At 65.7% G+C, this 26,219-nt stretch carries 25 protein-coding genes; 14 read left to right on the top strand and 11 right to left on the bottom strand.

Going from position 1 to position 26,219, the window contains the following annotated elements; genetic code table 11:
• Nucleotides 1-4: 4 nt before the first annotated feature.
• The 4 genes from ubiV to hypB all read left to right on the top strand — a co-directional run bounded on the left by ubiV (nt 5) and on the right by hypB (nt 3,571).
• A complete protein-coding gene (gene ubiV / locus CXZ10_RS19315; protein ID WP_101291003.1) occupies nt 5-904 on the top strand; it encodes a ubiquinone anaerobic biosynthesis protein UbiV in 900 nt (299 codons plus the stop codon).
• The gene (locus CXZ10_RS19310; RefSeq protein ID WP_101291002.1) at nt 901-1,977 is read left to right on the top strand and encodes an NnrS family protein; all 1,077 of its coding nucleotides are present in this window, start codon (nt 901-903) and stop codon (nt 1,975-1,977) included. The genes ubiV and CXZ10_RS19310 overlap by 4 nt, the downstream gene beginning before the upstream one ends.
• 200 nt (nt 1,978-2,177) lie before the next feature.
• A complete protein-coding gene (locus CXZ10_RS19305; RefSeq protein ID WP_101291001.1) occupies nt 2,178-2,834 on the top strand; it encodes a Crp/Fnr family transcriptional regulator in 657 nt (218 codons plus the stop codon).
• Between the two features lie 23 nt (nt 2,835-2,857).
• Complete coding sequence (gene hypB, locus CXZ10_RS19300; RefSeq protein ID WP_101291000.1) at nt 2,858-3,571, top strand: hydrogenase nickel incorporation protein HypB; 714 nt, start codon at nt 2,858-2,860, stop codon at nt 3,569-3,571.
• Between the two features lie 16 nt (nt 3,572-3,587).
• Here the strand turns inward: hypB and CXZ10_RS19295 are convergent, their stop codons facing one another.
• From CXZ10_RS19295 to hypA, 3 genes are read right to left on the bottom strand one after another with little or no spacing between them, the layout of a single operon-like run.
• Complete coding sequence (locus CXZ10_RS19295) at nt 3,588-3,929, bottom strand: type II toxin-antitoxin system HicB family antitoxin (protein ID WP_101290999.1); 342 nt, start codon at nt 3,927-3,929, stop codon at nt 3,588-3,590.
• Complete coding sequence (locus CXZ10_RS19290) at nt 3,926-4,180, bottom strand: type II toxin-antitoxin system HicA family toxin (protein ID WP_101290998.1); 255 nt, start codon at nt 4,178-4,180, stop codon at nt 3,926-3,928. The genes CXZ10_RS19295 and CXZ10_RS19290 overlap by 4 nt, the downstream gene beginning before the upstream one ends.
• 51 nt (nt 4,181-4,231) lie before the next feature.
• Nucleotides 4,232-4,579 carry a hydrogenase maturation nickel metallochaperone HypA gene (hypA, locus tag CXZ10_RS19285; RefSeq protein ID WP_101290997.1) on the bottom strand — a complete coding sequence of 116 codons (348 nt, stop codon included), beginning with the start codon at nt 4,577-4,579 and terminating at the stop codon, nt 4,232-4,234.
• 443 nt (nt 4,580-5,022) lie between these two features.
• On the opposite strand from hypA, the gene CXZ10_RS19280 reads away from it, so the two are divergent.
• The 7 genes from CXZ10_RS19280 to CXZ10_RS19250 all read left to right on the top strand — a co-directional run bounded on the left by CXZ10_RS19280 (nt 5,023) and on the right by CXZ10_RS19250 (nt 12,843).
• Nucleotides 5,023-8,817 (top strand): proton-conducting transporter transmembrane domain-containing protein, encoded by a 3,795-nt coding sequence (locus CXZ10_RS19280; RefSeq protein WP_101290996.1) that lies wholly within the window; start codon nt 5,023-5,025, stop codon nt 8,815-8,817.
• Nucleotides 8,818-8,837: 20 nt separating this feature from the next.
• Nucleotides 8,838-9,797, top strand: coding sequence for a respiratory chain complex I subunit 1 family protein (locus tag CXZ10_RS19275; RefSeq protein WP_101290995.1), 960 nt, complete (start codon nt 8,838-8,840; stop codon nt 9,795-9,797).
• 10 nt (nt 9,798-9,807) lie between these two features.
• On the top strand, nt 9,808-10,245 hold the full coding sequence (locus CXZ10_RS19270; RefSeq protein ID WP_026790607.1) for an NADH-quinone oxidoreductase subunit B family protein: 438 nt from the start codon (nt 9,808-9,810) through the stop codon (nt 10,243-10,245).
• Nucleotides 10,246-10,259: 14 nt separating this feature from the next.
• Nucleotides 10,260-10,763: a 4Fe-4S binding protein gene (locus CXZ10_RS19265; RefSeq protein ID WP_101290994.1), complete on the top strand. Its 504-nt coding sequence runs from the start codon at nt 10,260-10,262 to the stop codon at nt 10,761-10,763.
• Nucleotides 10,760-11,386, top strand: coding sequence for an NADH-quinone oxidoreductase subunit C (locus CXZ10_RS19260; RefSeq protein ID WP_101290993.1), 627 nt, complete (start codon nt 10,760-10,762; stop codon nt 11,384-11,386). Before CXZ10_RS19265 ends, CXZ10_RS19260 begins: the two co-directional genes overlap by 4 nt.
• Nucleotides 11,383-12,483 carry a hydrogenase large subunit gene (locus tag CXZ10_RS19255; protein WP_101290992.1) on the top strand — a complete coding sequence of 367 codons (1,101 nt, stop codon included), beginning with the start codon at nt 11,383-11,385 and terminating at the stop codon, nt 12,481-12,483. The genes CXZ10_RS19260 and CXZ10_RS19255 overlap by 4 nt, the downstream gene beginning before the upstream one ends.
• 162 nt (nt 12,484-12,645) lie before the next feature.
• On the top strand, nt 12,646-12,843 hold the full coding sequence (locus CXZ10_RS19250) for a 4Fe-4S dicluster domain-containing protein (RefSeq protein WP_101290991.1): 198 nt from the start codon (nt 12,646-12,648) through the stop codon (nt 12,841-12,843).
• 95 nt (nt 12,844-12,938) lie between these two features.
• Here CXZ10_RS19250 and CXZ10_RS19245 read toward each other — a convergent pair whose 3' ends face one another.
• The 8 genes from CXZ10_RS19245 to CXZ10_RS19210 all read right to left on the bottom strand — a co-directional run bounded on the left by CXZ10_RS19245 (nt 12,939) and on the right by CXZ10_RS19210 (nt 22,405).
• Nucleotides 12,939-14,612: a carboxylesterase family protein gene (locus tag CXZ10_RS19245; RefSeq protein ID WP_180336082.1), complete on the bottom strand. Its 1,674-nt coding sequence runs from the start codon at nt 14,610-14,612 to the stop codon at nt 12,939-12,941.
• A 119-nt stretch (nt 14,613-14,731) separates the two neighbouring features.
• The gene (locus CXZ10_RS19240; protein WP_101290989.1) at nt 14,732-16,024 is read right to left on the bottom strand and encodes a hypothetical protein; all 1,293 of its coding nucleotides are present in this window, start codon (nt 16,022-16,024) and stop codon (nt 14,732-14,734) included.
• Nucleotides 16,025-16,027: 3 nt separating this feature from the next.
• Complete coding sequence (hisD, locus tag CXZ10_RS19235) at nt 16,028-17,350, bottom strand: histidinol dehydrogenase (protein ID WP_101290988.1); 1,323 nt, start codon at nt 17,348-17,350, stop codon at nt 16,028-16,030.
• Between the two features lie 37 nt (nt 17,351-17,387).
• Entirely contained in the window at nt 17,388-18,188 is an 801-nt protein-coding gene (locus CXZ10_RS19230) for an ABC transporter permease (protein ID WP_101290987.1), read from the bottom strand.
• On the bottom strand, nt 18,185-19,138 hold the full coding sequence (locus tag CXZ10_RS19225) for an ABC transporter permease (RefSeq protein ID WP_101290986.1): 954 nt from the start codon (nt 19,136-19,138) through the stop codon (nt 18,185-18,187). The genes CXZ10_RS19230 and CXZ10_RS19225 overlap by 4 nt, the downstream gene beginning before the upstream one ends.
• A 70-nt stretch (nt 19,139-19,208) precedes the next feature.
• Complete coding sequence (locus CXZ10_RS19220) at nt 19,209-20,321, bottom strand: ABC transporter substrate-binding protein (protein ID WP_101290985.1); 1,113 nt, start codon at nt 20,319-20,321, stop codon at nt 19,209-19,211.
• An 89-nt stretch (nt 20,322-20,410) separates the two neighbouring features.
• Nucleotides 20,411-21,523 (bottom strand): ABC transporter ATP-binding protein, encoded by a 1,113-nt coding sequence (locus CXZ10_RS19215; protein WP_244617120.1) that lies wholly within the window; start codon nt 21,521-21,523, stop codon nt 20,411-20,413.
• A gap of 111 nt (nt 21,524-21,634) precedes the next feature.
• A complete protein-coding gene (locus CXZ10_RS19210) occupies nt 21,635-22,405 on the bottom strand; it encodes an SDR family NAD(P)-dependent oxidoreductase (protein WP_101290984.1) in 771 nt (256 codons plus the stop codon).
• 246 nt (nt 22,406-22,651) lie between these two features.
• Between CXZ10_RS19210 and hutI the strand changes: the two genes are divergently transcribed.
• The 3 genes from hutI to hutG are packed head-to-tail and all read left to right on the top strand — an operon-like array spanning nt 22,652 to nt 26,219.
• Nucleotides 22,652-23,854: an imidazolonepropionase gene (gene hutI, locus CXZ10_RS19205; RefSeq protein WP_101290983.1), complete on the top strand. Its 1,203-nt coding sequence runs from the start codon at nt 22,652-22,654 to the stop codon at nt 23,852-23,854.
• Nucleotides 23,851-25,401, top strand: a complete 1,551-nt coding sequence (gene hutH, locus CXZ10_RS19200; protein ID WP_101290982.1) for a histidine ammonia-lyase — start codon at nt 23,851-23,853, stop codon at nt 25,399-25,401. Before hutI ends, hutH begins: the two co-directional genes overlap by 4 nt.
• Entirely contained in the window at nt 25,398-26,219 is an 822-nt protein-coding gene (gene hutG, locus CXZ10_RS19195) for an N-formylglutamate deformylase (RefSeq protein ID WP_101290981.1), read from the top strand. The genes hutH and hutG overlap by 4 nt, the downstream gene beginning before the upstream one ends.

Here is a 26,219-nt window from a genome sequence, read left to right as displayed (position 1 = left end):
GACAATGACCAAGACCGGCCTCACCCTCGGCCCCGTTCTCTTCAACTGGTCGCCCGATCGGCTTCGCGATTTCTACGCCCGGATCGCCGACGAGGCCGAGGTCGATCGCGTCCACCTCGGCGAGGTGGTCTGCGGCAAGCGCCAGCCCTTCACCGATGGTATCTGGCCGGAGCTGATCGAGCGTCTTCAGGCGGCAGGCAAGGAGGTCGTGCTGTCGACCCTTGCCCTCCCCTACAACCCGCGCGAACGCGCTTCCGTCCTCGACTTCTGCAAGGCCGGCGAGCTTGCCGAGATCAACGACCTCACGGCCCTGCCCACCGTGGCCGGCAAGCCCTTCCTGGTCGGCCCCTTCGTCAATGTCTACAACGAGGGCGCGGCGCGCTTCCTGGCCGGACGCGGAGCCACCGGCATCTGCCTGCCGGTGGAACTGCCGATCGCCTCGGTTTCCGTCATCGCCGCCGCACTGCCCGAGGTGGAGTTCGAACTCTTCGCCTTCGGTCGCTTGCCGCTGGCCCTCTCCGGCCGCTGCTATCACGCCCGCCTGCACGGCCTGCACAAGGACGGCTGCCAGTTCGTCTGCGATCGTGATCCGGACGGCCTGCCCGTCGACACGCTGGACGGCCAGCAGTTTCTCGCCATCAACGGCATCCAGACGCTGTCGAACGGCGTCGAGGCCTTCTGCCCGACACCGGTCGAGCTCGCCGAGCTCGGCGTCCGCCGTCTGCGGCTCTCCCCGCACACAGTCGACATGGTGGCGGTGAGCCGCCTCTACCGGGCGCTGCTCGACGGCCGTGCCGGCCGTGCCGAAACGCTCGCCGCGGTCAAGCTGCTGGGGCTTCCCGGCGATCTTGTCGATGGCTTCACGCGCGGACAGCCGGGAAGCGCCCGCGTGGAGATGGCATGACCAAGCTGGACCCGTTTCGCGTCGCCTTCGTGCTGGCGGCGCTGACGGCGCTCAGGGCCATCAGTCCCGAGATCGGCGACATTGCCACCCATCCAAATGAACTGATCTTCGGCTTCTTCGGCATCCAGTTGTTCGGCTTCCTGACCGTGGCGCTGCCGCGCTGGATCGGCAAGCCGATCACGCCGGCGCCCGTGCTCTGGGCCGTTCTCGCAGCCCATGCCGTCGCTTTCGTCTGGGGCTGCTTCGATCTGGAACTGGGAGGAATCCTACGCGCCCTGGCGACGCTATCGGGCGTCGTGCTGTTGCTCTCGACAACACCGCCCGGCAAGACGGCCGAGACGCTGCCGATCCTCGGCCTTGCCGCCCTGCATGGGCTGATCGGCGTTGCCGCCTTCTTGGGCGGCTGGCCTGAGGCCACCATGGCCGGCCTTGCCGTCATCGTGCTGATCTGCATCGAAGTGTCGAACCGCATCGGCATCGCCGTGCTGTCTGTGGCGCGCGAGCGCGCCGGCTACCCAAAGCTCACACCCGTTCCGGCCCTCGTCGCCCTGCCGCAGCGTGCCTTCACCATCCTGGCGCTGGCGCTCTGGGGGCTCGGATGGAACGCCGGCTGGCCGGCGCTCGCCGCCTTCCTGTTCGGCGTCGCCTGGCTCGTTCACATAGAACCCTGGCGCATCAAGCCCTATGCCGGCTGCGTCATCCTAGCGGTCGGCCTCGTCTGGAAGCGGCTGGCCTTTCTCCTGCTGGCGCTGATGGATCTCGGCATCGCCGACATCTCGCCCTTCGCCGTCATCCACGCCTTTGCGGTGGGGGGTCTTGCGACACTGGCCATCGCCATCGCCACCTCCATCGTCCGCAAGAAGGACAAGCGGTCGCTGATGCCGTCGCTGCTCGCCGACGTCGTCTACGTGGCCATCGCCGGTGCTGCTGTCGCCCGCGTCGGCGCCGCCCTGGATTTCGAGCTCTACGATACCCTGATCCCGCTGGCCCGCTGGAGCTGGGCCGTCGCCTTTCTCGGTTACATTCTGTTCACCTTGCGTGGCGCCATCTGGCCGCCCGCGACCAAAGTATAAGCAAAACGAACTTATAAAGACGTTGAAACACTTACCATGCAAATACGGCAACCCAGCCCCTGAAAAACCAACGCCTTGAAGAACATAGCTTAACTTGAAAAGTTGACCCGCTTCGGACTATTCTCTTCGGTAAGAAACACGCAAATCCACCCTGCGATACTGGTCGAGCAAGCGCCTTAGCACCGACCACGGAACCGCCGATGTTGACCGACAACCCGCTCAGCGCACTCGTCGAACGCCTTCTGAAGGACGGCCACGGCCGCCTGTTCAACCAGCGTTCGATGCGTGCCGGGCAGATCGTCTATGGCGGCGACGAGGCCGCCGACGGCGACCTTCTGATCGTCCGCTCCGGCCGGTTGCGCTGCTTCACGTCCTTCGAGGGCAAGGAGCTGACGCTCTACATGCTCGAGGCGGGCGATGCTGTCTACCTGCATGGCGGCGCCATGCTGGAGGTGCGCACCGCTGCCGACGTCCTGCTCGCCTCGCCCTCCGCTTTCCGCCAGCTCGTGCTCGCCGAGCCGGAGCTGGCGCTTGCCGTCCTGCCGGCCCTCGACCGTCTGGCGCAGAAATCGGTCCGCATGATCGAGGACATCGCCTTCCACGGCGTCAAGCACCGGCTCATCCGCGTGCTCTGCGACACCGCCGACCGCGTCGGCCGTCCGGCCGAGGAAGGCATCGTCATCGACCATCTGCCCAACGCCGAGGACTTTGCCATGCAGATCGGCGCCACGCGGCAGTCGGTCTCAACCGTCATCGCCGAGCTGGTCCGCTCGGGCATCCTCTACCGCTTCGGCGGCGGTTCGATGGTGATCTCCGATCTCGGCCGCCTGCGCCGCGAGCTCGCCGACGTCCGCTGACGCCCCCATTTCAGGAGTTTCCCATGTGCAGCGACTGCGGCTGCGGCACCAAGGCCGCCACCACCACCATTCCCGTCGTCGAGAATCTCCTGTCGGAAAACGACCGGATCGCCGCTCACATCCGTGAGCACCTCGACGCCCATGGCGTGCTGTCGATCAACCTGATGTCGTCGCCCGGCTCCGGCAAGACGCAACTTCTGGAAGCGACCATCGCGGCGCTGCCGAAGGGCATCCGGATTGCCGTGGTCGAGGGTGACCTCGAAACCGAGAACGACGCCGACCGCATCCGCCGCCATGGCGTGCCGGCGGTGCAGATCACCACCGGCGTCACCTGCCACCTCGATGCGGTGATGATCCACGACGCGCTGCACGTCCTCGACCTCGACGACATCGACGTGCTGTTCGTCGAGAACGTCGGCAACCTCGTCTGTCCCGCCGACTTCGACGTCGGCCAGCATCACGACGTGGTGCTTCTCTCGGTGACCGAGGGCGACGACAAGCCCGACAAGTATCCGGTGATCTTCCGCAAGGCCGACCTGGTGCTTCTCACCAAGACCGACCTGCTGCCGGCCATCGAGGAATTCTCGACCGAACGGGCTCGTGCCGCCATCGGCCGCGTCCATGGCCCCGGCCCGGTCCTCGAAGTATCGGCCAAGAAGGGCGCCGGCCTCGACGCCTGGACGCAGTGGATCGTCGATCGCCTCGGCGAACGACGGCAGGCGGTGGGCCGGAGCTGATCAGGCACCGTCTCGTTTATGCAACCTGTTTTGCCGCCGCCTCTGCAAGAGCCGCTTCCGCCCACTCGTTGAGGCTCTTGCCCGAGAGCTCGGCGGCAGTGGCCGCCTTGGCATGAACTTCCGGAGAGATGCGGAACATCACCCGGCCGGAATAAGGCTTTTGCGGCGCCTTGCCGATCGTCCGGCAGGTTTCGAGATAGTCGTCGACCGCCTCGCGGAACGCTGCCTTGAGATCTTCGACCGTTTCGGCATGGAACCCGACGACATCGTTGAGCCCCGCAACACGGCCGACGAAGATCTCGTCGTCGGCGTCGAATTCGACACGGGCGTGGTACCCCTTGTAGGTCATGCCGCTCATGGCTCGACTCCCAGCTTCGACAGGAACTCGCGGGCATCCCGCACTTGATACCTCTTGGCTTCCTTCTCCGGATGGGGGCGATGAAAGCTGGCGATAAGACCGTCCTTCTCGAACCTCACTCGCGAGCCGGCGCCTTCGATCACGCGGCAGCCCACAGCAACAAGAATACCTTCGATATCGGCCCAAGCGATCGAGCCCGAGACAGGATCGGCAAAAACCGCCGCTAGGACCTTCCTGTGCTTGCTATTCATGCTAGCAATATAACAACGCTCGACCTGGCCGACAAGCGTAACGCCTACCCGTCAACTCTTCGCCGCCTCGAAGCTCTCGATGTAGAGCTCACGTCCGGTGAGCACCTCGGCGTCCGAGCCACCGCAGCCCGAGCAGACGAACTGATATTTCTCCACCTCGAAGGTGGCGCCGCAGGTCCGGCATTTCGCGGTGACGCCGACCTCGTCGATGTCGAGGCGTGCGCCTTCGGCCAGCGTTCCCTCGGCGAAGATCTCGAAGGCCAGCCGGATCTGCCGGCTGTCGATGCCGCGCAGGCGGCCGATCTTCAGCCGCACGGCGACGACCCGGGCAACGCCATTCTGTTTGGCATGCTCGGTCAGGATGCGCATCAGCCCCTCGACCACCGCCGTCTCGTGCATCGGCTGTCCTTTCTTCTCTGTCTTTTCATCTACTCCAATCGCCGCGGCCAAGGGAATACTTGTCCGTGAAATGACGGATTTTCTCTTCGATTCTTGCAAGCCATTCGCAGCAAAGGGGAATCCCTTGGATTCTGCATGGCGGGAATGCACTAAGCTGCATCGGACATACTACTTAGAAAATGGCCGAAATCTGCCCGTCAACACGCCCCAAAACTCCGTGTTTCCGTCCGCCGATAGCCGCCCGTCTTTGGGTATCGCTTTGAAATTACTACGATTATCGCAAACATAATAACTTGAATATAGATATCAGTTTTACTTCCGCCTCCAAAGCATTGGCGTCGTGCGAATGCGTATATGTCGGCTAGCCGACATACCCTAGTGGATGCTCCGATTAACGTCATTCATGACAGCCAAGATGCATGTCTGCGGAAGGATCTCCTCTCATGCTATCCCTAACTCAGATCGACCCGATGGCGCTGGCCTGGATGGGCGCGATCTTCCTGTTCTTCGGCGAAGTCGCCGCCCTCATGAGCCTGCCGAGCCTCACGCGTGTCGTCATATGGTCGACGATCGCCGAGATCGGCTACATCCTCATCGGTCTCGGCCTCGGCGGTGAAGCCGGCCTGACCGGCGCCTACATGCATTTCGGCTATCAGGTCATCATGCGTGGTCTGGTGATCGCCGCCGGCTGGTACATCATCCGCCGCACCGGCTCGTCGCGCCTCGACGACCTCGCCGGCTCCGGACACCGCATGCCGGTCGCCGCGACGCTGTTCGGCTTCGGCATGTTCTCCGTGATGGGCCTGTCGCCCTTCAAGGGATCCTTCTCCAAGTTCCTGGTGCTCTACGCCGCCATCGAGCAGGGCCACTGGGCCATCGCTCTGATCGGCACCGCCGCCTCGATCGTCGCCGCCTATTATTATCTGGTGGTGATCCAGCGCGTCTGCCTGGAGCATCCGGCCCGCCGCGTCGAGCTCGCCGCTCCCCCGGCCCTCGCCCTTCCGATCGCCTGGGCGCTCGCCGCCGTCACCGCGCTGATCTCGGTCTTCCCGCTGCCCTTCCAGCATGCGGCCGAGGCCCTCGCCGGCGCCGTTGGCGGCGTTCCCGAGTTCGAGTCGCCCTGGGCGCTGCTCGTCCTCGTTCCCTATATCGGCGGCTTCGTGATCTACGGCCTCGGCCACGTCTCGACCCGCGCCCGCGACATCGGCGCCGTGATCCTCGCCGTCGCGACGCTGGCCCTCGTGGTGTTCGACACCAGCCTCGATCCGGCCTCCCGCGTCTTCGCTCTGGTGTTCGCCGGCATCACCGCCGTGATGATCGTCTACTCGGTCGGCTACATGGCCCGCGCCGAGTGGACCAACCGCTACTACTTCTTCGCCTTCCTGATGATCGGCTCGCTGCTCGGCCTCACCACCGCGCACGAGATGGGCAACTTCTACGTCTACTGGGAGCTGATGACCTGGACCTCCTACTTCCTGGTCATTCACGAGCAGAACCAGAAGTCGCTGCGCGCCGGCCTCATCTATTTCATGATGTGCGCCTCCGGCGCCTATCTGATGCACTTCGGCATCCTGCTGACGCACGCCGAGATCGGCTCCTTCGAGTTCGCCGCCCTTGCCGAAAAGGTCGGCACGATCTCCCCGGTCGCCGGCCTCGTCATCGCGCTTTGCTTCTTCGCCGGCTTCGCGGTGAAGGCGGGCGTGTGGCCGGCTCATAGCTGGCTGCCGATCGCCCACCCGGCCGCGCCGTCGTCCATCTCCGGTCCGCTGTCGGGTATCCTGACCAAGGCCGGCGTGTTCGGCCTCGTCAAGGTGCTGTTCATCGTCATCGGCGTCCCGGCGCTCTCCACCTTCACCGGCTGGGGCCTCAGCCTCGAGGTGGTGCTGATCGGCCTCGGCCTGATCACGCTCCTCTACGGCGAGATCCGCGCCCTCTTGGAGACCGAGATCAAGCGGATGCTGGCCTTCTCGACGCTCGCCCAGGTCGGCGAGATCGTCGCGGTGCTCGGCATCGGCACGGCGCTCGCCACCGACGCAAGCCTCCTGCACGTCACCAACCACGCCGTGATGAAGACCCTGCTGTTCTTCGCAGCCGGCGCCTTCATCATGCAGACGGGCCGGCGCAACATCGCCGACCTCGCCGGCGTCGGTCGCGTCATGCCCTTCACCGCCGGCTGCTACGCGCTCGCCACCGTGTCGATCATGGGCCTGCCGCCCTTCTCGGGCTTCGTCTCGAAGTTCCTGATGGTCTACGCAGCGGCCGAGGCCGGCCACTATGAAGTGGCCACCGGCCTTCTGGTCGGCGGCATCATCGCCGTGGTCTACTATCTCCGCGTCGTCGGCATGCTGTTCTTCCGTCCCTGGAAGGGCGAAGCCGGCGTCAAGGAAGCGCCGCTCTCCATGCTGGTCGCTGTCGGGGTTCTCGCTGCCGCGATCGTCTTCGGCGGCTTCGTTCCGTCCTTCCAGCTCAACCTCGTCGGTGCCGTCGGCGCCGAGGTGGCTGCCCGCAGCGGTCTCGCCGCGGCGGCGCTGCCGAGCCTCGTCATGACCTGGACGCTGCCGGCCACCATCGCCTTCCTGGGCGCCGTGGCTGTCTGGCTGGTCGGCCGCAAGTCGGTCCAGCAGGCCGGCTGGCTCGCCGTGGCGGTGCTGGTTGTGGCCTTCCTCGCGGTGATCTTCACCGCCCCGGCCTATGACACGCTGTCCTTCTGGTTCGCAGTGCTGATCGCCGGCGTCGGCGCGCTCAACATGCTGCACGCCACTGCCTATCTCGCCCACAACCATGCCCAACCGCGTTTCTTTGCCGCCTTCGGCATCATGATCGCCGGCCTCCTGGGCATGACGGCGGCCAAGGACATCTTCACCTTCTTCGGTTTCTGGGAGCTGATGTCGAGCTGGGCGCTCTGGGCGGCCATCATCCATGAGGAGAACGACGAGGCGCGGAGGGAAGGCTTCAAGTACTTCTTCTTCAACACCGTCGGCGCCTCCTTCATGTTCCTGGGCGTCGCGGCGCTGGCCGCCCATGCCGGCACCTTCGATCTCGTCGAGATCGGCCAGAAGGCGCTCGACATGCCGCTCATGACGCTGGCCATCGGCATCGTCCCGGTGTTCATCGGCCTGGTCATGAAGGCTGCCATGCTGCCCGTCCGCATCGACGTGCAGATGCACCCGGCCCTCGCGCCGACCCCCGTCTCCGGCTACATCTCGGCGGTTCTGCTGAAGTCGGGTCCGTGGGGCGTTCTGAAGCTGTTCAGCCTGTTCGGCGGCAGCGCGGTGTTCCTGCGCCTCGGCGGCGAGATCGGCGGTGTTCCGGCGCTGATCGACATCATCGCCATCATCGCCGGCATCACCGTCGTCTACGCCGGCGCCATGGCCGTGGTTCAGAACGGCATCAAGCTCTTGCTGATCTACTCCACCGTCAGCCAGCTCGGCTACGTGCTGATGGCGCTCTGCCTCGGCACCTCGCTCGGCGTCGCCGGCGGCCTGTTCCACTTCGTCAACCACATGTTCCTGAAGGACACGCTGTTCCTCGTGGCGGGCGCCGTCATGGTGAAGAGCCATGCCAGCCAGCTCGACGAACTGGGCGGCCTCGGCCGGAAGATGCCGATCACCTTCGGCTTCTTCCTGTTCGCCGGCCTGTCACTGGCCGGCGTTCCACCGCTCAACGGCTTCTCCTCGAAGTGGATGATCTTCTCCGCCGCCTTCGAGAGTGGCCACTGGGCGCTCGCCACCGGTGCCATGGTGTCGTCGCTGTTCACCCTCGCTGCCGTGCTGAAGTTCGCCCACGCCGCCTTCATGGGCGCGCCGACGGCGAAGGCCCTGGAAGCCGAGGAAGCGCCGATGTCCATGCTGCTGCCGATGGGCGTGCTGGTGGGTGCGAGTGTTCTGCTCGGCTTCTTCCCAGGCCTCGCCCTGGTGCCGATCGCCAAGATGCAGGTGGAGCTCGGCCTCACGCCGATCGACGCCTCGATCTTCGGCCCGCTGCCGGGCGCCGGCGGCTGGAGCCCGCTCGCCCTCAGCCTGCTGGTTCTGATCGTCGCCGCGCTGTTCATCCCCTGGATGCGTCTTGCCCACCGCGGCGTCCAGAAGAGCGGCCTGCACTTCGCCGGCGCCACGCCCAATGACTTCCTGCCGGAAGCCGGCGGCCGTGTCGGTGCCGTCAACCTGTTCGAGTCCCCGACCGCTGCCATCCGCGGCCTCCTGGCGAGCAAGCCCGCCAAGGCCAAAGAACAGCACTGACGGGAGAGGAGAGACCCAAAATGTCCAACCAGATCGCTATCTTGCTGGCGGTGCTCCTCTTCCCCGGTGGAGTCTTCGCCCTCGCCTTCGGCCTCGCCATGAAGGGTGTCGACCGCCGCGTCGCCGCCCGCCTGCAGAGCCGCGTCGGACCGCCGCTGTTGCAGCCGTTCTTCGACATCATCAAGCTCGGCTTCAAGCGCACCATGGTGCCGGCCGCCGCCAATGAGACGGTGTTCCTCTACACCCCGCTCGTCGGCGTCGTCGCCATGCTGGTCGCCGCCGCCCTGGTGCCGATCACCTCGGTCTATGCGCCGGATGCCGCCATCGGCAATCTCCTGGTGCTGCTCTACCTGCTGATGATCCCCGGCATCGTACTGATGATCGCCGGCTCGGCTTCCGGTTCGCCCTACGGCGCCATCGGCTTCTCCCGCGAGATGGCCCTGATGATCGCCTACGAAGGTCCGCTGGTGCTGATCGCCGCCGCCGTCGCCATCCGCACCGGCATGGGAATGGGCGGCTGGGCCACCTTCTCGCTGAACGACATCGTCGCCTATCAGCAGGCCCACGGTTCCTTCCTGTTCGACCCGGTGATGTGGCCAGCAGTCGCCGCCTTCTGCTTCTTCTATCCGGCCAACGTCGGCATCGTGCCCTTCGACATCCCCGAGGCCGAGACCGAAGTGCTTGAGGGACCGCTGCTCGAATACTCCGGCCCGGTGCTGGCGCTGTTCAAGATCATGTCGGCGCTGAAGAAGGTGGTCGTGCTGGGTCTCGGCATCGCGCTCTTCTTCCCGGCGGCCCCGGCGGGCATCGTCGGCGGCTTCCTGGTGTGGCTCGTCAAGATGGCAGTGATGATGCTGGTCGGCATCACCGCGGTCCGTCTGTCCATGGGCCGCATGCGCATCGACCAAGCCTTTGTGTTTTTCCTGAAGTGGCCCCTGCTGCTCGCCGTGGCGAGCCTTGCAGTCGTCGTCGTGGTCTGAGGAGGGCAAGATGGGCCTGATACCCAATTTCAAGAACATCGCCACGCGCTCGCCCTGGATCTACCGGATCAATGCCGGCTCCTGCAACGGCTGCGACGTGGAGATGGCGACCACCGCGCTGATCCCCCGCTATGACATCGAGCGCCTCGGCTGCCAGTACTGCGGCAGCCCCAAGCACGCCGACATCGTGCTGATCTCCGGTCCGCTCACCGTCCGCGTCAAGGACGCCGTGCTGCGCATGTACGAGGAGATCCCCGATCCGAAGGTGACGGTGGCGGTCGGCGTCTGCCCGATCTCCGGCGGCATCTTCCGCGAGAGCTATGCCGTGCTGGCGCCGATCGACCAGTACATTCCGATCGACGTCAACGTGCCCGGCTGCCCGCCCCGGCCGCAGGCGATCATCGCCGGCGTCGCCAAGGCCATCGCCATCTGGCGCGAGCGTCTCTGAGGAAAGGTCCCAAGATGAACTTCCTGACGATTTTCGCCCGCAACCTGAAGCAGGGCCCTCAGACCGAGGCCTTCCCCCTCGGGCCGGCCTTCACGCCGGAGCGCCTGCGTGGCCGCATCGAGTTCAACGCGGCGACCTGTGAGGGTTGCCGCATCTGCGAGCGCGTCTGCCCGGCCAACGCCATCCGCTTCGCCAAGACGCCCGACGGCATGACCTTCGATTGCTGGCACAACACCTGTGTGTTCTGCGGCAATTGCGAGTTCTATTGCCCGACGGACGCCATCCACCAGACCAACGACTGGGACCTCTCCCACGTCAACGCCGACAAGTTCGACATGGTCGAGCACGGCCTGATCCCCAATCAGACCTGCGTCGAATGCGGCGCCACCGCGCTCAACACGGCGCCGATGGTCAAGAACGCCAAGCCGCCGCTCAGCACCGAGGAATATGCCGAAGTGCGCGCCCGCTGCCCGAAGTGCCGCGCCAAGTATCTCAAGAACCGGAAGGTCCCAGCATGAGCCGCCTACCGCAAGACCTGGAAGCCCGCCTCACCGCCGCGGCGCCGGCCGGCGTCGAGTTCTCGGCCGAAACCGACCAGTATGGCGTCACCGTCGCCTGGTTGGGCCTCGCCAGCGCTGCCGATCTGTCGCCCGTCGCCGCCCTGCTCAAGGACATGGGCGCGCGCCTGTCGATGATCACCTGCGCCCAGCCCTCCGTCCCCGAGGAGGAGGAAGACGAGGACGAGGAGAACGAGGACGGCGAAGCGAAGGCCGAAGCCGAGCCCAAGGAAACGCCGAAGACGTTCGGCGGCACGCCGCTCGACGGCACCTCCTACGAGATCGACTATCACTTCGACATCGCCGGCGACGCGCTGACCATTATCGCCTACGTACCGCAGGGTGGCAGCATCCCTTCGCTGACGCCGTTGTTCCGCAATGCCGACTGGCACGAGCGCGAGATGATGGAGCTCTACGCCGTCAAGGTCACCGACCATCCCGATCCGCGCCGCCTGTTCCTCGACGCTTCCGTCGACGGCGCCGTTCTCGAGCGGCTGATCCCGTTCTCCACGCTGGTCAACGCCGCCAGCACCAAGGGCCTGTGGGAACGCCTCACCGCCGCCGGAAAGAAGGGTGCAGCATGAGCACGCACAACGTACCCGAGACCTTCAGCATCCCCGTCGGCCCGCTGCACGTGGCCCTCGAGGAGCCGATGTACTTCAAGATCGATGTGCAGGGCGAAACCGTCAGCCACATCGACATCAACGCCGGCCACGCCCACCGCGGCATCGAGTACCTCACCACCAAGCGCTCGATGTACCAGAACGTGGTGCTGACCGAGCGCATCTGCTCGCTCTGCTCCAACAGCCATCCGCAGACCTTCGCCATGGCGGCCGAGAAGATCGCCGGCATCGAGGTGCCCGAGCGCGGCATCTACCTGCGCACCGTCGCGGACGAGATGAAGCGCGTCACCTCGCACCTCTTCAACGTGGCGCTTCTGGTGCACCTCGTCGGCTACGAGACCTACTTCATGCACATGATGCAGGTCCGCGAGATCGGCCAGGACATGCTGGAATCGATCTTCGGCAACCGCCAGGACATCGGCGCCATGTGCATCGGTGGCGTCCGCTACGATCTCGATGACAAATCGATCGCCTACATCAAGGGCGCGCTCGACAAGATCGAGACCGAGACGAAGGACATCATCAAGACCTTCAAGACCAACGGCTCGATCCTGCGCCGCACCAAGGGCGTGGGCGTGCTCACCCATGCCGACGCCATCACCTGCGGCGTCGTCGGCCCGGTGGCCCGCGCCTCCGGCGTCGACTACGACGTGCGCCGCGAAGCGCCCTATGCCGCCTATGATCGTCTGCCGCTCGTCGTGCACTCGCTGACCGACGGCGACGTCTGGTCGCGCGCCATGGTCCGCCTCGAGGAGATCCTGACCTCGATCGACCTGTTGCGCGTCTGCCTGCGCGACCTGCCCGGCGGCCCGGTCAACATCAACGACCGCCCGGACATCCCGCCCGGACAGGCGGTGACCCGCAGCGAAGCGCCGCGCGGCGAGGTGATCTACTACCTCCGCACCAACGACACGCCGCAGCCCGAGCGCGTCAAGTGGCGCGTGCCGACCTTCATGAACTGGGACAGCCTGCGCTTCATGCTGCAGGACGCCAAGGTCGCGGACATCGCCATGATCGTCAACAGCATCGATCCCTGCCTTTCCTGCACGGAACGCTGAAAACTGTCATCCGGGAAGCTGCAGACTTTTCGGACGACACGAAAACAGGAAAACTGGAGCCGAGGGCAAGGGTGCAATCCACTTGCTCCCGGCGACCGAAATCGGGGCCGCACATAAACGGACAACCGCGACCCCGCTGGACAACCAAGAGGAGTGACACCCATGGCCTATATGATTGATACCTCCACCTGCACCTCCTGCGGCGCCTGCGAAGACGAGTGCCCCAACAAGGCGATCAGCCACAAGGGCAAGGTCTACTCGATCAACGCCAAGAAGTGCACCGAGTGCGAAGGCCACTTCGACACCCAGCAGTGCGCCGAAGTCTGCCCGTCGGGCTCCTGCATGCCGGAAGCCGCCTGAGGCTGCCTTTGAAGGCGCCGCAGCCGGCGCCTTCCCACGAAAGACGAAGGGAGCGGATGCCCATGGGCGCCGCTCCCTTTCTTTTCGCGACCCAGTCACTCGACGATGATCCAAGGCGAAGCGTTGCCGAAGTGCTGGTCGAGGCGACGGCTGAACCAGCGGCCGTTCAGCACCTTTTCAATCAGGTACCGCTTGTCTGCCTCCGGGATCGACCGGTCGGCCTCCATCTCCGCCAGGACGTCATCGTAGCGCATCCGTTCCTCGGTCATACTGATGATGGCCTTGTCGGCGTCGGCATCGACCACAAGCTGCGTCGGGCCGCCGGTCTCTGACCGCCACGGCTCCCAGGAGACGAGCCCTTCCCCGTTGGGGTCGCCGGTTCTCAGGAAGTTGCCGAGATAATGGCCGAGCTTGCCCGAGAGGTCGCGGGCGCCCGGATTGTCGAAGACGGCCGGGAAGCCCGCCGAGAAGCCGCTTGTGGCCGATGTGACGAAGGGAATCCACACGCCGTGGAACGACCCGTAGACCGTGGCCATGCGTTCGCCGACGATGTTGGGATTGCCGCCCCAGGCGATCCGCAGGGTGTAGATGGGTGCCCTGTAACCGGCGAACATGGCCGTCGCCGAATCCTGGGCGTTGAACAGCTCGTAGAGCTTGCTGCCGTAGTCGTTCGCGAAGGCGTAAGCCCGCAGCCCCTCGGCGTCGGCCATCAGCTCCTCGTCACTGATAGCCGCGAACTCCGGATCGCTGCGGGCAAAGAGCGAGAACTCCTTCGAGCTGGTCAGCATGATCAGCGGCACGGAGTTGTAGGTTGCCTTGGCAAAGCCGTCCTTCGGTAGCACCACCCCGTCATTGAAGAGGTGAGGAAACACCGCCATGCGGATGCCGGCATTGGTCATGAGCCCGGCGAGACGGTCGGCCGCCAACACGCGCAGATAGTCGTCGACCTCGGGCGAGGCGGCGAGCAGCCATTGATAGGCCGCCTCTTGATCCGCCTTGACATTGTCGGCCACCACGAGCGGCGCCAGCGCCGTAGCCGTCAGCCTGGCGCTCGCTTCGGCGTTGGCGACAGTCATGCCGCCGCTGATGGAGATCGCCTTCTGGAACCGCCCGTTGAAGACCGGCGAGATCAGCATCGCCATGACGTCCCGCCCACCGGCCGAAAAGCCCGCCACGGTGATGTTGCCGCCATCACCGCCGAAGGCGGCGATGTTGCCTTTGACCCACCTCAGGGCCTGCGACATGTCGAGAAGCGAGAAGTTGCCGGAGTTCTCCTCGGCACTGCCGTTCCTGAGCGTCGGCAGGCTGTTGAAGCCGAGCAGCCCCAGCCGGTAGTTGACGGAGACGACCACGGCGTTGACGGTCACCGCGAGATGCCTCGCATCGAACTCCTGGCTGGTGCCGTTCTGGTTGTTGCCACCGTGGATGTAGACCAGCACCGGCAGGTCGGTCTCCGGGCTGTTGGGCCTGTAGATGTCGAGCGTCAGGCAGTCTTCACTGCCAACGAGCCTGCCAGCGTGGAGCTGCGGACAGAGAGGACCGCTCCTGGTGGCGTCAATGTCACCCACCGAAGCTGGCAGCGGTCGCGGCGCCTTCCACCTGAGAGCGCCGACCGGTGGCTCGGCATAGGGGATGCCCAGCCAAAGCAGGGTCTTGCCGTGGTTGACCTCGCGGCCGGAGACCTTGCCGTGTTCGAGGTACTGGACAATGCCTTGATGATAGGTCGGCGATCCGATCGCCGCTCCCGACCAAGCTGGAACGGCGAACAACAATGTTCCGGTCAAGACTGCGACAAACTGTGCAGTCCTTGGCTTTGTCGGCAACTCCATGGTCAGGTCCTCCGTGATCGGCGACGGGTGACCCCATTGGCGGGCTGACCGACTATGCCCTATTTGACCGGATCGATGGCGTCGAAGAAAGCCGTCATCTCGTCCTCGTCGCGCTCCGGCTCGCTGCCGACCATGACGGCGACGGCAAAGGCGATGGCCGAGGAGGTCTCGGCATGCGTCGCCGCTCCGGCCCTGAGGTTCATCACCAAGGTCGGGCAGAGGAACAGAGCGAGACGGATCACCTCGCGCCATTCGGTCGGCAGCAGGTCGCGCGCCTTGAGCGCGACAAGCAGCGGCTTCCAGACCAGTTCCGCCTTGGCAGAGAGCAGCGCCCGCCGCACCGGCGTCAGCGCCCAGTCGGTATCGATGGCGAGACTGCCCTCGGCGAGACGCACCGACGCCGAAAAGCGCCGCGTCGCCTCATCCGGATCGTAGAGCCAGAGCGGATGGGCAAACACGTTGTGGAAGGTTGCCTTGGCCTCGGCCATCAGCGCCGGCACGTGCTCGCCAGCGAAGGCGGGATCATAGAAGCTGAGTTCCGGTCCCTTGCCGTACCAGACGTTGGCATTGTGGGCGTCGCCATGCGCCACCACGCCGCCGGCATCGGCGAGCAGATCCGGCCGCAGCCGCGCGCCCGCCGCCGCGAAGAGTTCGCCGACCGTCCGCCGGTAGGCGCGTCCGTTGATGATCAAGCGGCGGCTTGCGAAATCGTCCCAGCCGAGCTCAACGCCCGGCAAGCGTACGGTCTTGCCAAGATAAAACCCTGAAAGCCGGCCGCCGGGAAAACGCCGGCCGGGCATGTCGACGAGGCGATCGTGAAAGAGGCGATGGATCGGCTCGGCCGCCGCCTGAGTGGGCGTCACCGGGTGCAGGCTGTCGAGATAGACCCGTGCGATCGACGCATCGAGAGCGCGTTCGGCCGCGACAGCATCCGCCTCACCGGCGAGATCGCGATGACCATCGAGCGCGACGATATCCAGCGCCCTCAGAACATCGGAGAAGCGCGGATCGGAGCGGCGGCGATAGACCAGCACCTGCTCGCCCGGCAGGTTGGAGACGAACACCGGCATATCCACCGGCAGGCCGGCCCGAGCGAGGATGTCGGCGCGGTAATACTCGCCGGTCATCGCCTCTTCGCCGTCTTCCTGATGGAACTTGAAGAAATAATCGGCACCACCGGCCGAGAAGAAACCGTTCAGCGAGTTGAGGCTGTACTGGTCGCGATTGATGGCGACGCCCTCGGCCGAGAGGCCGAACAAATCGGCGAACAAGGCCGTCAGCGCCGCCGTTGCCGCGCTCTCGTCACCGGCGGCAAGGCGCCGGATCTCGGCGGTGCGGCTCGATGCCGTCATCACTCAGCCCTTGAGATAGGCGTCGCGCACCGACGACACCGCCTGCTCGTGCGAGGAGAAGCCCTCGTAGCGGGCCAGCACGCGGGCGGTGTGGGCGAGCTCTGGATAGGCGGATGCGGTGACGTAGCCAATCGACGAGCGCTTGACGAAATCGAACACCGACAGCGGTCCCCAGGTGCGGGCCCAGCGGCTGGTCGGCAGCACGGCATTGGGACCGAGGCCGAAGTTGGCGATGGACACAGGCGTATACGGCCCCATCAGGATCTCCGCCGCCTCGGTGATCTTGCCGAGATGGGCATAGGGGTCGGTGGAGAGAATCTCCAGGTGCTCCGGCGCATAGGCGTTGACGAAGGCGTGGCTCTCCTCGACCGATGAGGTCAGGATGATGCCGCCGAAGGCGCCGCCCAGAACCTTCTTGGAGAACTCGACGCGCTGCGGCGTCATGCGCGCCCAGTGCTCGGGCAGCGCGGCCAGCGCCTCCTCGGCAACGCGGTGCGAATGGGTGACGATATAGGCCGAACTGTCCGGCCCATGCTCGGCCTCGATCAGCACGTCAAGGGCGGCGAGGCCGCCATGCACCGTGTCGTCGGCGAATATGATTGCTTCCGACGGACCCGCGGGCAGGCCGGCATCGATGACGCCCGACAACAGCCGCTTGGCCGCCACCACCCACGGGCTGCCGGGGCCGACGATCTTCAACGCCGGCTTGACGGTTTCGGTGCCGAAGGCGACGGCAGCGACGGCCTGCGCGCCGCCAACCTTGTAGACCGTCTCGACACCGGCAAGGCGGGCGGCGACCAGCGTTGCCGCATCGACCGAACCGTCCGGCGTCGGCGGCGTGACGATGGCGAGATCCGGCACGCCGGCCACCACCGCCGGCACAGCCGTCATCATGGTCACGGACGGGAAGGCACCCTTGCCGCGGGGAATGTAGAGCGCCACCGACTTGATGGGCGTCACCCGGTCGCCGGCGAAGGCGCCGGGGCGGATCTCCTTCAGCCACATCGCTTCCGGCTTCTGCTCCTCATGGAAGCGGCGGATGTTCTCGATGCCGTAGCGGATCGCCTCCACCACCTCCGGCTCCACCGCCTTGAAGGCGGCGTCGAACTCGGCCTCGGTCGCCTTGAGAGCGCCGGGCTTCACATCAGCCTTGTCGAGATCGCGGGCGAAGCGATGGAGCGCCGCGTCGCCTTCCGTCTTCACCGCCTCGATGATCGGGCCAACCTTGTCGAGAAAGAAGGTGAGGTCGGTTTCCGAGCGCTTGAGCAGGGCGGCTCGGCCCACTGCATCGAGCTTGGCGTAGTCGTGGAAGGAAACGTCGGTCATGGTGCGGTCCTTGAGCGGCAGGGCGTCTGGCGCGCCTTCATTTCGATTTCAGGAAAATGTCCAGCCCGACCAGCCAGTCGAGCAGCGCGATGGCGATCGCCGCCACGGCGATGAACACCACGGAGATCGCCGCGAGATCGGGTGTGATGATGGAGCGGATGGAGTTGTAGATCTGCACCGGCAGCGTGACGATGCGCGCGTCAACGAGGAGCAGCGACACCAGGAACTCGTTGAGCGCCAGGATGAACATCAGGAGCGCGCCGGTGATGATGCCGGGCGTCACCGCCGGCACGGTCACCGCCAGGAACGTCGAAAGCGGCGGCGCTCCGCAGTTGGCGGCGGCAAGTTCGAGATCCGGATCGAGGCTGGCGGCACTCGCCGTCACCGCCCAGATCATGAAAGGCAGGTTGATCACCGCGCAGGCGACGCCGACCGGCCAGAGCTGGCCGAGCAGTCCCCACTTGCCGAAAATCAGCATCAGGCCGATGCCCGAGCCGATCAGCGGCACGGTGAAGGGCAGCAGCAGATAGACCTGCACGCCCGCGGCAAACCGCACGCGATATTTGGCCAGAGCGATGCCGGCCAGCGTTCCGGTAGGGATGGAGATCGCCGTGCAGATGGTGGCGACGATCAGCGAACGCAGGAAGGCGTCGCGGAGATCGGTGGCACCGGCGATCTCAGCGTACCACTTGAGCGACAGCCCCTCTGGCGGGAAGGTGATCATGTTGCCGGCCGTGAACGAGGCGCCCAGCACGACCAGCGTCGGTGCTGATAGCATGACCAGCGCGATGGCGACGAAGGTCCAGAGCGTCACGGCCTTGGAGCGATCGCCCTTCATTTCGACCTCCCCATGGCCAGCGTGCCGGCCCCGAACAGGGCGAACACCACGCCGACCATGATCGAGCCGACCGCCACCAGGAGCAATGCCAGCGTTGCGCCCATCCCCTGGTCGGAGGTGCGGAAGAACTGGTCGTAGATGGCGTTGGCGATGAAGTCCTGCGAACCGCCGCCGAGAATGGCGGGTATGGCGAAATCGGTGAGCGACAGCGTCAGCACCACGAGGCCAGCGCCGATGAAGCCGGGCTTGGCGAGCGGCAGCACCACGTGGATGAAGGTCCGCACCCAGTTGGCGCCCAGCGAGCCGGCCGCCGACTCCATCTCCTCGGGAATGGCCGTCAAAGCCGGCGCCAGCATCAGCACGGCGAAGGGCAGCATGTATTGCACGAGCCCGAACAGCACGGCCGGGTAGTTGTAGAGAAGGCGTATCGGCGCCACTCCGACGAGGCCGAGCGCCTCGTTGACCATGCCCTGCGAGCCCAGAATGATCAGCCAGCCGTAGGCGCGGACCACCTGGCCGATGAAGAAGGGCAGGAACAGGGCGATCAGCAGGAACTTGCGCAGGGCCGCCGAGCGCGTCCGCACCATGACGTAGGAATAGGGGAAGGCGAAGACGAGCGTGACCACCGTCACGATCAGCGAGCCGATCAGGCTGCGGCTTGCCACCGTGAAGAACAGTTTCTCGCTGAAGGCGCGATCGTAGTTGGCGAGCGAATAGTCGTCGGACGGCAGGAAGGTCGCGGTGTCGAGCGTCCGGAACGAGCCGTCGGCCATATCCCAGAGGCCGAGGACAAGAAGTCCCACCAGGACGACGGCCGGCAGCAGCATCAGCCAGGGCACGGCCGCGGAGAAGCTCCTCGGCCAGATGGCGGCGGCCACCGCTTCGAGGGCATCCATCAGGCGCCAGGAGAGGGGGTAGGAGAGGGGGTAGGAGGTACGGCTCGGACGCATCGTTCAGTCGAGTTCTTCGAGGAGTGGCCCGCCACCCAAAAGGTGGCGGACCTCAGGGGAACAGCGGCAATCAGCCCTGCATGATTTCCTTGAACTTGCCGAACCACTCGCTCTCGTGCTCGACCTGCACCTTGGAGGAGATGCGGATCAGCTTCTTGAAGTCGGCTTCGGTGGTCGGATAGGACGGATCGCCGACCAGATCGGCCGGCGGGTTGACGCCCGGCACCACGCCCGGCAGGCCGAGACCGTCGAGCCACACCTGCTGCGCATCCTTGGTGATGGCGAAGTTGATGTATTGCTTGGCCCAGTAGAGCTCGTTCTCCGGCAGGCCCTTGGGGATCCACAGGCCATCGGTGTCATACTTGGCGCCCTCTTCCGGCACCGTCCAGGCGATGTCGACGCCGTTGGCCTTGGCTTCGCGGGCGTTGGTGGAGATGGTGCAGGCCGCGTCGATCTCACCCTTCTGGAACCAGGCGGTGAAATCCGGGTCCTCACCCAGCAGCGGCTCCTGCTCCTTGATCTTGGCAATGAAGTCCCAGGCCGGCTGCATGTTGCCGGGAATGTCCTCCAGCTTGCCGCCGCCGGCCACCTGGGCCGGGAAGTGGAAGCCGATGCCGTCGTTGTAGAGAGCGATGCGACCCTTGAACTTCGGGTCGAGCAGATCCTTCCACGACTTGGGCGCGCCATTGGGGAAGGCGCTCGGGCGGTAGGCCAGCACGTAGACGTAGCCGTAGGTGTTGACGATCGGATAGCCGTCGAGGCCGACCGGCTTGGCGAGCTCGGTCACGCCCGCAAGGTTGGAGAGATCGGACAGGTCCTCGGTCACGCCGCGCAGCGCCGACTTGGTGGCGTTGGTGGTGGTATCCCAGTTGATGTGGATCGGCGGCACGCGCTTCTGCGCCACGGCAGCCCAGACCTTGGGCTGGATCTCGTTATCCTCGGTGAGGTCGTGACGGACGGCAATCCCGGTCGCCTCAGTGAAGGGGTCGGAGACACCCTTCTTCAGGCTGTCGACCCAGGAGCCGCCCCAGGCCCGGACGATGATCTCCTTCGGCTTCTCCGGTTCGGCGGCGAAGGCGCGGCCGAACGGCATGCCGACGAGGCCGGCGGCGCCGGCAAGGCTGACGCCTTGCAGGAAACGGCGACGGTCGAGGTTGAGGAAGGGCTTGCTCGGTCCATTCATTGTCGTTCTCCTCTGGCTCTGTTTCTTGTCTTGCTCATCGGACCGAAAACCGAACTCCACTTTTCGGTCCGATGCTGTCGTGCCGGTTCTCAATCCCCGAAGACCAGCACATCCTTCACGTTCCATCCCAGCGCGACGGTCGATCCGATGTCGTGCTGATTATGGGCTACGGGGTCATGGTCGAAGACGCGGAGCGTCGTATCCCCGAGGTCGGCCACCGTCACCTCGTAGACCACCCGCTCGCCCTCGAAGATCGCATCGGTGACGGTACCGCCGAACACTGTGTCGACATCCCCGAGCGCTTCCCGGCCGCTACCGATCCGGATCTGCTCGGCCCGAAGTGCGCCACGCGCTGCCACACCCGACGTGGGACGGAAGCCATTGCCGGACCGGCCGATGAAGCCCGGACGATCGAAGACGATCCGCTCTCCGTCGATGCTCGCCACCACGCCGTCGATGAAGTTGGTGACACCGATGAAGTTGGCGACGAAGGCATTCTTCGGCTGGCGGTAGGTCGCCTCCGGCCGTGCCTTCTGCTGGATGCGGCCGTGGTCCATGACGATGATCTCGTCCGACACCACAAGGGCTTCGCGCTGGTCGTGGGTGACGTTGATGGTGGTGACGTCGAGCTCCCGCTGGATGCGACGGAACTCCAGCTGCATCTCCTCGCGCAGCTTGCGGTCGAGCGCGGCGAGCGGTTCGTCGAGCAGCAACAGGTCCGGCTCGAAGACCAGGGCGCGGGCAATGGCGACGCGCTGCTGCTGGCCGCCGGAGAGCTCGTGGATGCGGCGGTCGCCGAGCTTTCCGAGCTTGACGAGGTCGAGATAGCGCTGGACGCGATCGGGAATGGTGCGAGCGTCGAAACGGCGCATCCGCAGGGGGAAGGCGACGTTCTCGGCCGCCGTCATGTGCGGGAACAGGGCGAGCTTCTGGAACACCATGCCGATCGACCGCTTGTGCGGCGGAACGCTGCCGACGGCGAGGCCGTTGATGAACACCTCCCCCGAGGTCGGGCGGCCAAAGCCGGCGATCATCCGGAGCAGCGTCGTCTTGCCCGACCCCGACGGGCCGAGGATCGTGAGAAAGCGACCCTTTTCCAGATCGAACGTTGCGTCGCGCACCGCATGCACGCCGTCGAACACCATGTTGACGTCGCGGACCGACACCGCGAACGGCGCATCGGCTGCTGTCGTTTCCGTCATCCCCTTGCTCTCTGTCCTCAAAATCCCAGCGCTGCCACCCCAAGCACCGCGGTACCATATACATCCCTAGACAGGCCGTCACCCGCCTTTAGCGCTGTTTCTATGCATGCCTTAAATCGAGGCAAGATAGCCACCATCAACCGGAATGCACTGTCCTGTAATGTAGGCAGATGCATCCGATGCCAGAAAAATCACCGCGCCGGCGAGATCGCCCAACGCCCCGAAGCGGCCGAGCGGAATCTTGGCCAGCATGGACGCCTGCCAGGCACTGTCGCGGTAGAAGACGTCGGTCATCGCCGTGCGAAAATAGCCGGGCGCCACGGCATTGACGCGGATGCCGAGGCCCGCCCACTCGGTAGCGAGCGCATTGGTCATGCCGATGATGCCGGCCTTCGAGGCGCCATAGGGTACGGCCGTGGGCACGCCGACGTAACTGGTCAGGGAGGCAAGGTTGATGATCGCCCCACCCCTTCCGGCCTGCATCTGCCGCGCCGCCGCCTGCGCCATGAAGAAGGCGCCCTTGAGGTTGGTGTCGACCACCCGGTCCCAAACCGCTTCCTCGATATCCAGCGATGGCGTCACTTCCTCGTAGCCGGCGTTGTTGACGAGAATGTCCAGGCCACCCAGCGCGTCGGCGGCCCGCGCCACGGCAATGCGACTGCCGGCCACGTCGCGCACATCCTGGGCAAGCGGCACGGCTTTCCGCCCTAGGGCGTCGATGGCGGCAACAGTCTCCTCGAGCGAGGCCGCATCGCGGGCCGTGACGGCCACGTCGGCACCGGCTCCCGCGAGCGCGGCGGCCAAGACCTGGCCGATGCCCCGGCTCGCCCCAGTCACCAGCGCCTTGCGACCTTCAAGGCTGAAAAGGGCAAGCGGCGACATCTGAGGCTCCGGTCAACAAGGGGACGCGCCGACGCTGCTAGAGAGCGACCGGCGGCGGGCAATGCATCATTTCCAGGCTATGATGTCCAGAGACGTAATGCCGAAATTCGATGGCCCATTCGGATTCTGCCGAGCTGTCTTGCGCAAGCCGACTGTCGCCCGCAAGCAGGCCCTGGCCTGCGAATGGCTTGCATCGGGATCGAGGTTGTCTATACATATAAACCAACACCCACATCAGGTATCGCGATGGCCACCCGCCTGTTCCGCAACGCCCGCCTCGTCACGATGGCCGATCCCCTCGACATCACGCCGGTGGAGCGGGCGGCGATCATCTCCACCAACGGCCGCGTCGTCTATGCCGGCGCCGAGACCGGCGCGCCGGCAATCCCGCCCGACGGCGAGGTCGTCGATCTCGGGGGGCGGCTGGTGACGCCGGGGCTCATCGACTGCCATACCCACCTCGTCCACGGCGGCAATCGTGCCCACGAGTTCGAGCTGCGCCTGGCCGGCGCCAGCTACGAGGAAATCGCCCGAGCCGGCGGCGGCATCGTCTCGACCGTCACCGCCACCCGGGTCGCCGGCGAGGACGGCCTCGTGGCCAGCGCCCTGCCCCGCCTCGACCACCTGATTGCCGAGGGCGTCACCACCGTCGAGGTGAAGTCCGGCTACGGCCTCGATCTCGACAGCGAGCGCGCCCAGTTGCGCGCCGCCCGCCGCCTCGCCGGCGAACGGAAGGTGACGGTAAGCACCAGCTTCCTCGGCGCCCATGCCCTGCCGCCCGAGTTCAAGGGCGACCGCGCCGGCTATCTGGCGCTTCTCCGCGACAAGATGCTGCCCGCCATTGCCGCCGAGGGGGTAGCCGATTGCGTCGACGCCTTCTGCGAGACAATCGCCTTCTCGCCGGAGGAGGTGGACGACCTTTTCTCCGCCGCCCGGCGCCTCGGTCTCAAGGTGCGGCTCCACGCCGATCAACTGTCCAACCTCGGCGGCGCGGCTCTTGCCGCCCGCCACGGCGCGCTGTCGGCCGACCATCTCGAACACACCGACGAGGCTGGAGCCGCCTCCATGGCCGCCGCCGGCACCGTCGCCGTGCTGCTGCCCGGCGCCTTCTATTTCATCCGCGAGACCAAGCTGCCGCCGGTCGACCTGTTCCGCCAGCATGGCACCCGCATCGCCATCGCCACCGACTGCAATCCCGGCACATCTCCACTGACCTCGCCGCTTCTCGTCATGAACATGGCGGCGACCCTGTTCCGGCTGACGGTCACCGAATGCCTTGCCGGCATGACCATCCACGCCGCCGCCGCCCTCGGCCTTGCCGGGGAGACCGGGTCGATCGAAAGAGGCAAATGGTGCGACCTCGCCGTCTGGGACGTCGATCGCCCTGCCGAACTCGTCTACCGCATGGGATTCAACCCGCTCGCCGCCCGCTATTGGAGAGGTGAATGAAAGACACCCCGATCCTCCACCGCCTCGTGCCCGGCGAGGTGCCGCTGTCGGTCTGGCGCGCCATCTACTTCGGCGATGGCGCCACCATCGACGCCGCCGCACGCGGCCCGGTCGACAAGGCCGCCGCCGCCATCGAAGCGATCATTGGCAAGGGCGACCCGGTCTATGGCGTCAACACCGGCTTCGGCAAGCTCGCCTCGGTGCGCATCGATGCCGCCGACCTCGAAACGCTCCAGCGCAACATCGTGCTGTCGCACGCCGCCGGCGTCGGCGAACCACTGCCGATCGCCGTCATCAGGCTGATCATGGCGCTGAAGCTGGCGAGCCTCGCCCAGGGTGCGTCCGGCGTGCGCTGGGAAACGCTCGAACATCTCGGCACATGCCTTGAACGCAGCCTCATCCCTGTCATCCCCGGTCAGGGTTCGGTCGGCGCCTCCGGTGATCTCGCTCCGCTCGCCCATATGACCGCCGCACTGATGGGCGTCGGCCAGATGTTCGTCGAGGGACGGCCGGTCGATGCCGCTGCCGCGCTGGAAGCAAACGGTCTCAAGCCGCTCGTGCTTGGTCCCAAGGAGGGATTAGCGCTTCTCAACGGTACGCAGGTGTCGACGGCGCTGGCACTGGCCGGCCTGTTCGAGACCGAGCGCGTGTTCCAGGCGGCACTGGTTACAGGCGCACTGTCGGTCGATGCCGCCAAGGGCTCCGACGGGCCCTTCGATCCGCGCATTCACCTCCTGCGCCGCCACAAGGGCCAGATCGACGTCGCCGCCAGCCTGCGCGCTCTCTTGTCGGGCTCGGCCATCCGCGCCTCGCATCTCGATGATCATGGCCGCGTCCAGGATCCCTACTGCCTGCGTTGCCAGCCCCAGGTAATGGGCGCCAGCCTCGACCTGCTCAGGCAAGCGGCCACCACGCTGAGTGATGAGGCCAACGGCGTCTCCGACAACCCGCTGGTGTTCACCGACACCGGCGAAGTGATCTCAGGCGGCAACTTCCACGCCGAACCGGTGGCCTTTGCCGCTGACATCATCGCCCTCGCCATCTGCGAGATCGGCTCGATCGCCGAGCGGCGCATCGCCATGCTGGTCGACCCGGCTCTCTCCGGCCTGCCGGCCTTCCTGACGCCCAAACCCGGCCTCAACTCGGGCTTCATGATCCCGCAGGTGACGGCAGCGGCGCTTGTTTCCGAAAACAAGCAGATGGCCCATCCGGCCTCGGTCGACTCCATCCCGACGTCGGCCAACCAGGAAGATCACGTCTCCATGGCCGCCCACGGCGCCCGCCGCCTCCTCGCCATGGCAAAGAATGCCGCCAACGTCATCGGCATCGAGTATCTCGCCGCCGCCCAGGGCATCGGCTTTCATGCTCCGCTCGGCACATCGACGCCGCTCACCGCAGCCATCGACCTGCTGCGCGCCGACGTGCCAGCGCTGGCCGATGACCGACATTTCGCACCGGACATGGAGGCGGCCACCCGCCTCGTCACCTCCGGTCGGCTCATCGCCGCCCTTGGTAACGACCTCCTGCCGACCCTGGTGCAAGAATGAGCGAGGCGACGAACCCGGTCATCCGACGCGGCCAGGCGCCGCTCCTTCTCTCGCTGCCGCATGTCGGCACGGCGATTCCCGAGGACATCGAGAAGCGGCTCGTATCGCCCTGGCTGGCGAGAAAAGACGCCGACTGGTGGATCGACCAGCTCTACGACTTCGCAAGCGAGATGGACGCCACCATCGTCCGCGCTCACTGGTCGCGCACGGTCATCGACCTCAATCGCGACCCCTCGGGCGTCTCGCTCTATCCGGGACAGGCCACCACGGGTCTTTGCCCGGTCGAAACCTTCGATGGTGAACCGCTCTATCGCCCAAGCCTTGAACCCGATGCCGACGAAATCGAGGCGCGCACCGACGTCTACTATCGTCCCTATCATGAGGCCTTGACCGCGGAAATTAGCCGGCTATGCAACATCAACGAACGGGTGGTCGTCTATGATTGCCACTCCATCCGTTCCGCCATTCCCAGATTGTTTGCCGGCAAACTTCCCGTGTTCAATCTTGGGACCAACAGCGGCGCCTCGGCCGCTTCGGACCTGATAAAGCGCCTATCCGACATCCTTGCCGGCTCTGGTCGCAGCCATGTGGTCGACGGTCGTTTCAAGGGTGGCTACATCACCCGCCATTACGGCCAGCCGGAGACGGGGGTTTACGCGCTGCAGATGGAACTTGCCTGCCGTGGCTATATCCGCGAGAGCCTTGGGCCGGTCAGCGAGGCGAACTGGCCTGTCGCCTTTGACCCGGTGTTCGCCGGACCGACGCGGCTGACGCTGCGAGCCGTACTCGCCGCCTGCCTCGCCTTCGCGAGAGGGTGA

Origin of the sequence: Pleomorphomonas diazotrophica (genome assembly GCF_002844595.1) — a bacterium.
GTDB classification, from domain to species: domain Bacteria; phylum Pseudomonadota; class Alphaproteobacteria; order Rhizobiales; family Pleomorphomonadaceae; genus Pleomorphomonas; species Pleomorphomonas diazotrophica.
The sequence above is the reverse complement of the archived record's forward strand: the minus strand, read 5'-3'. Positions and strand labels throughout refer to the sequence as shown.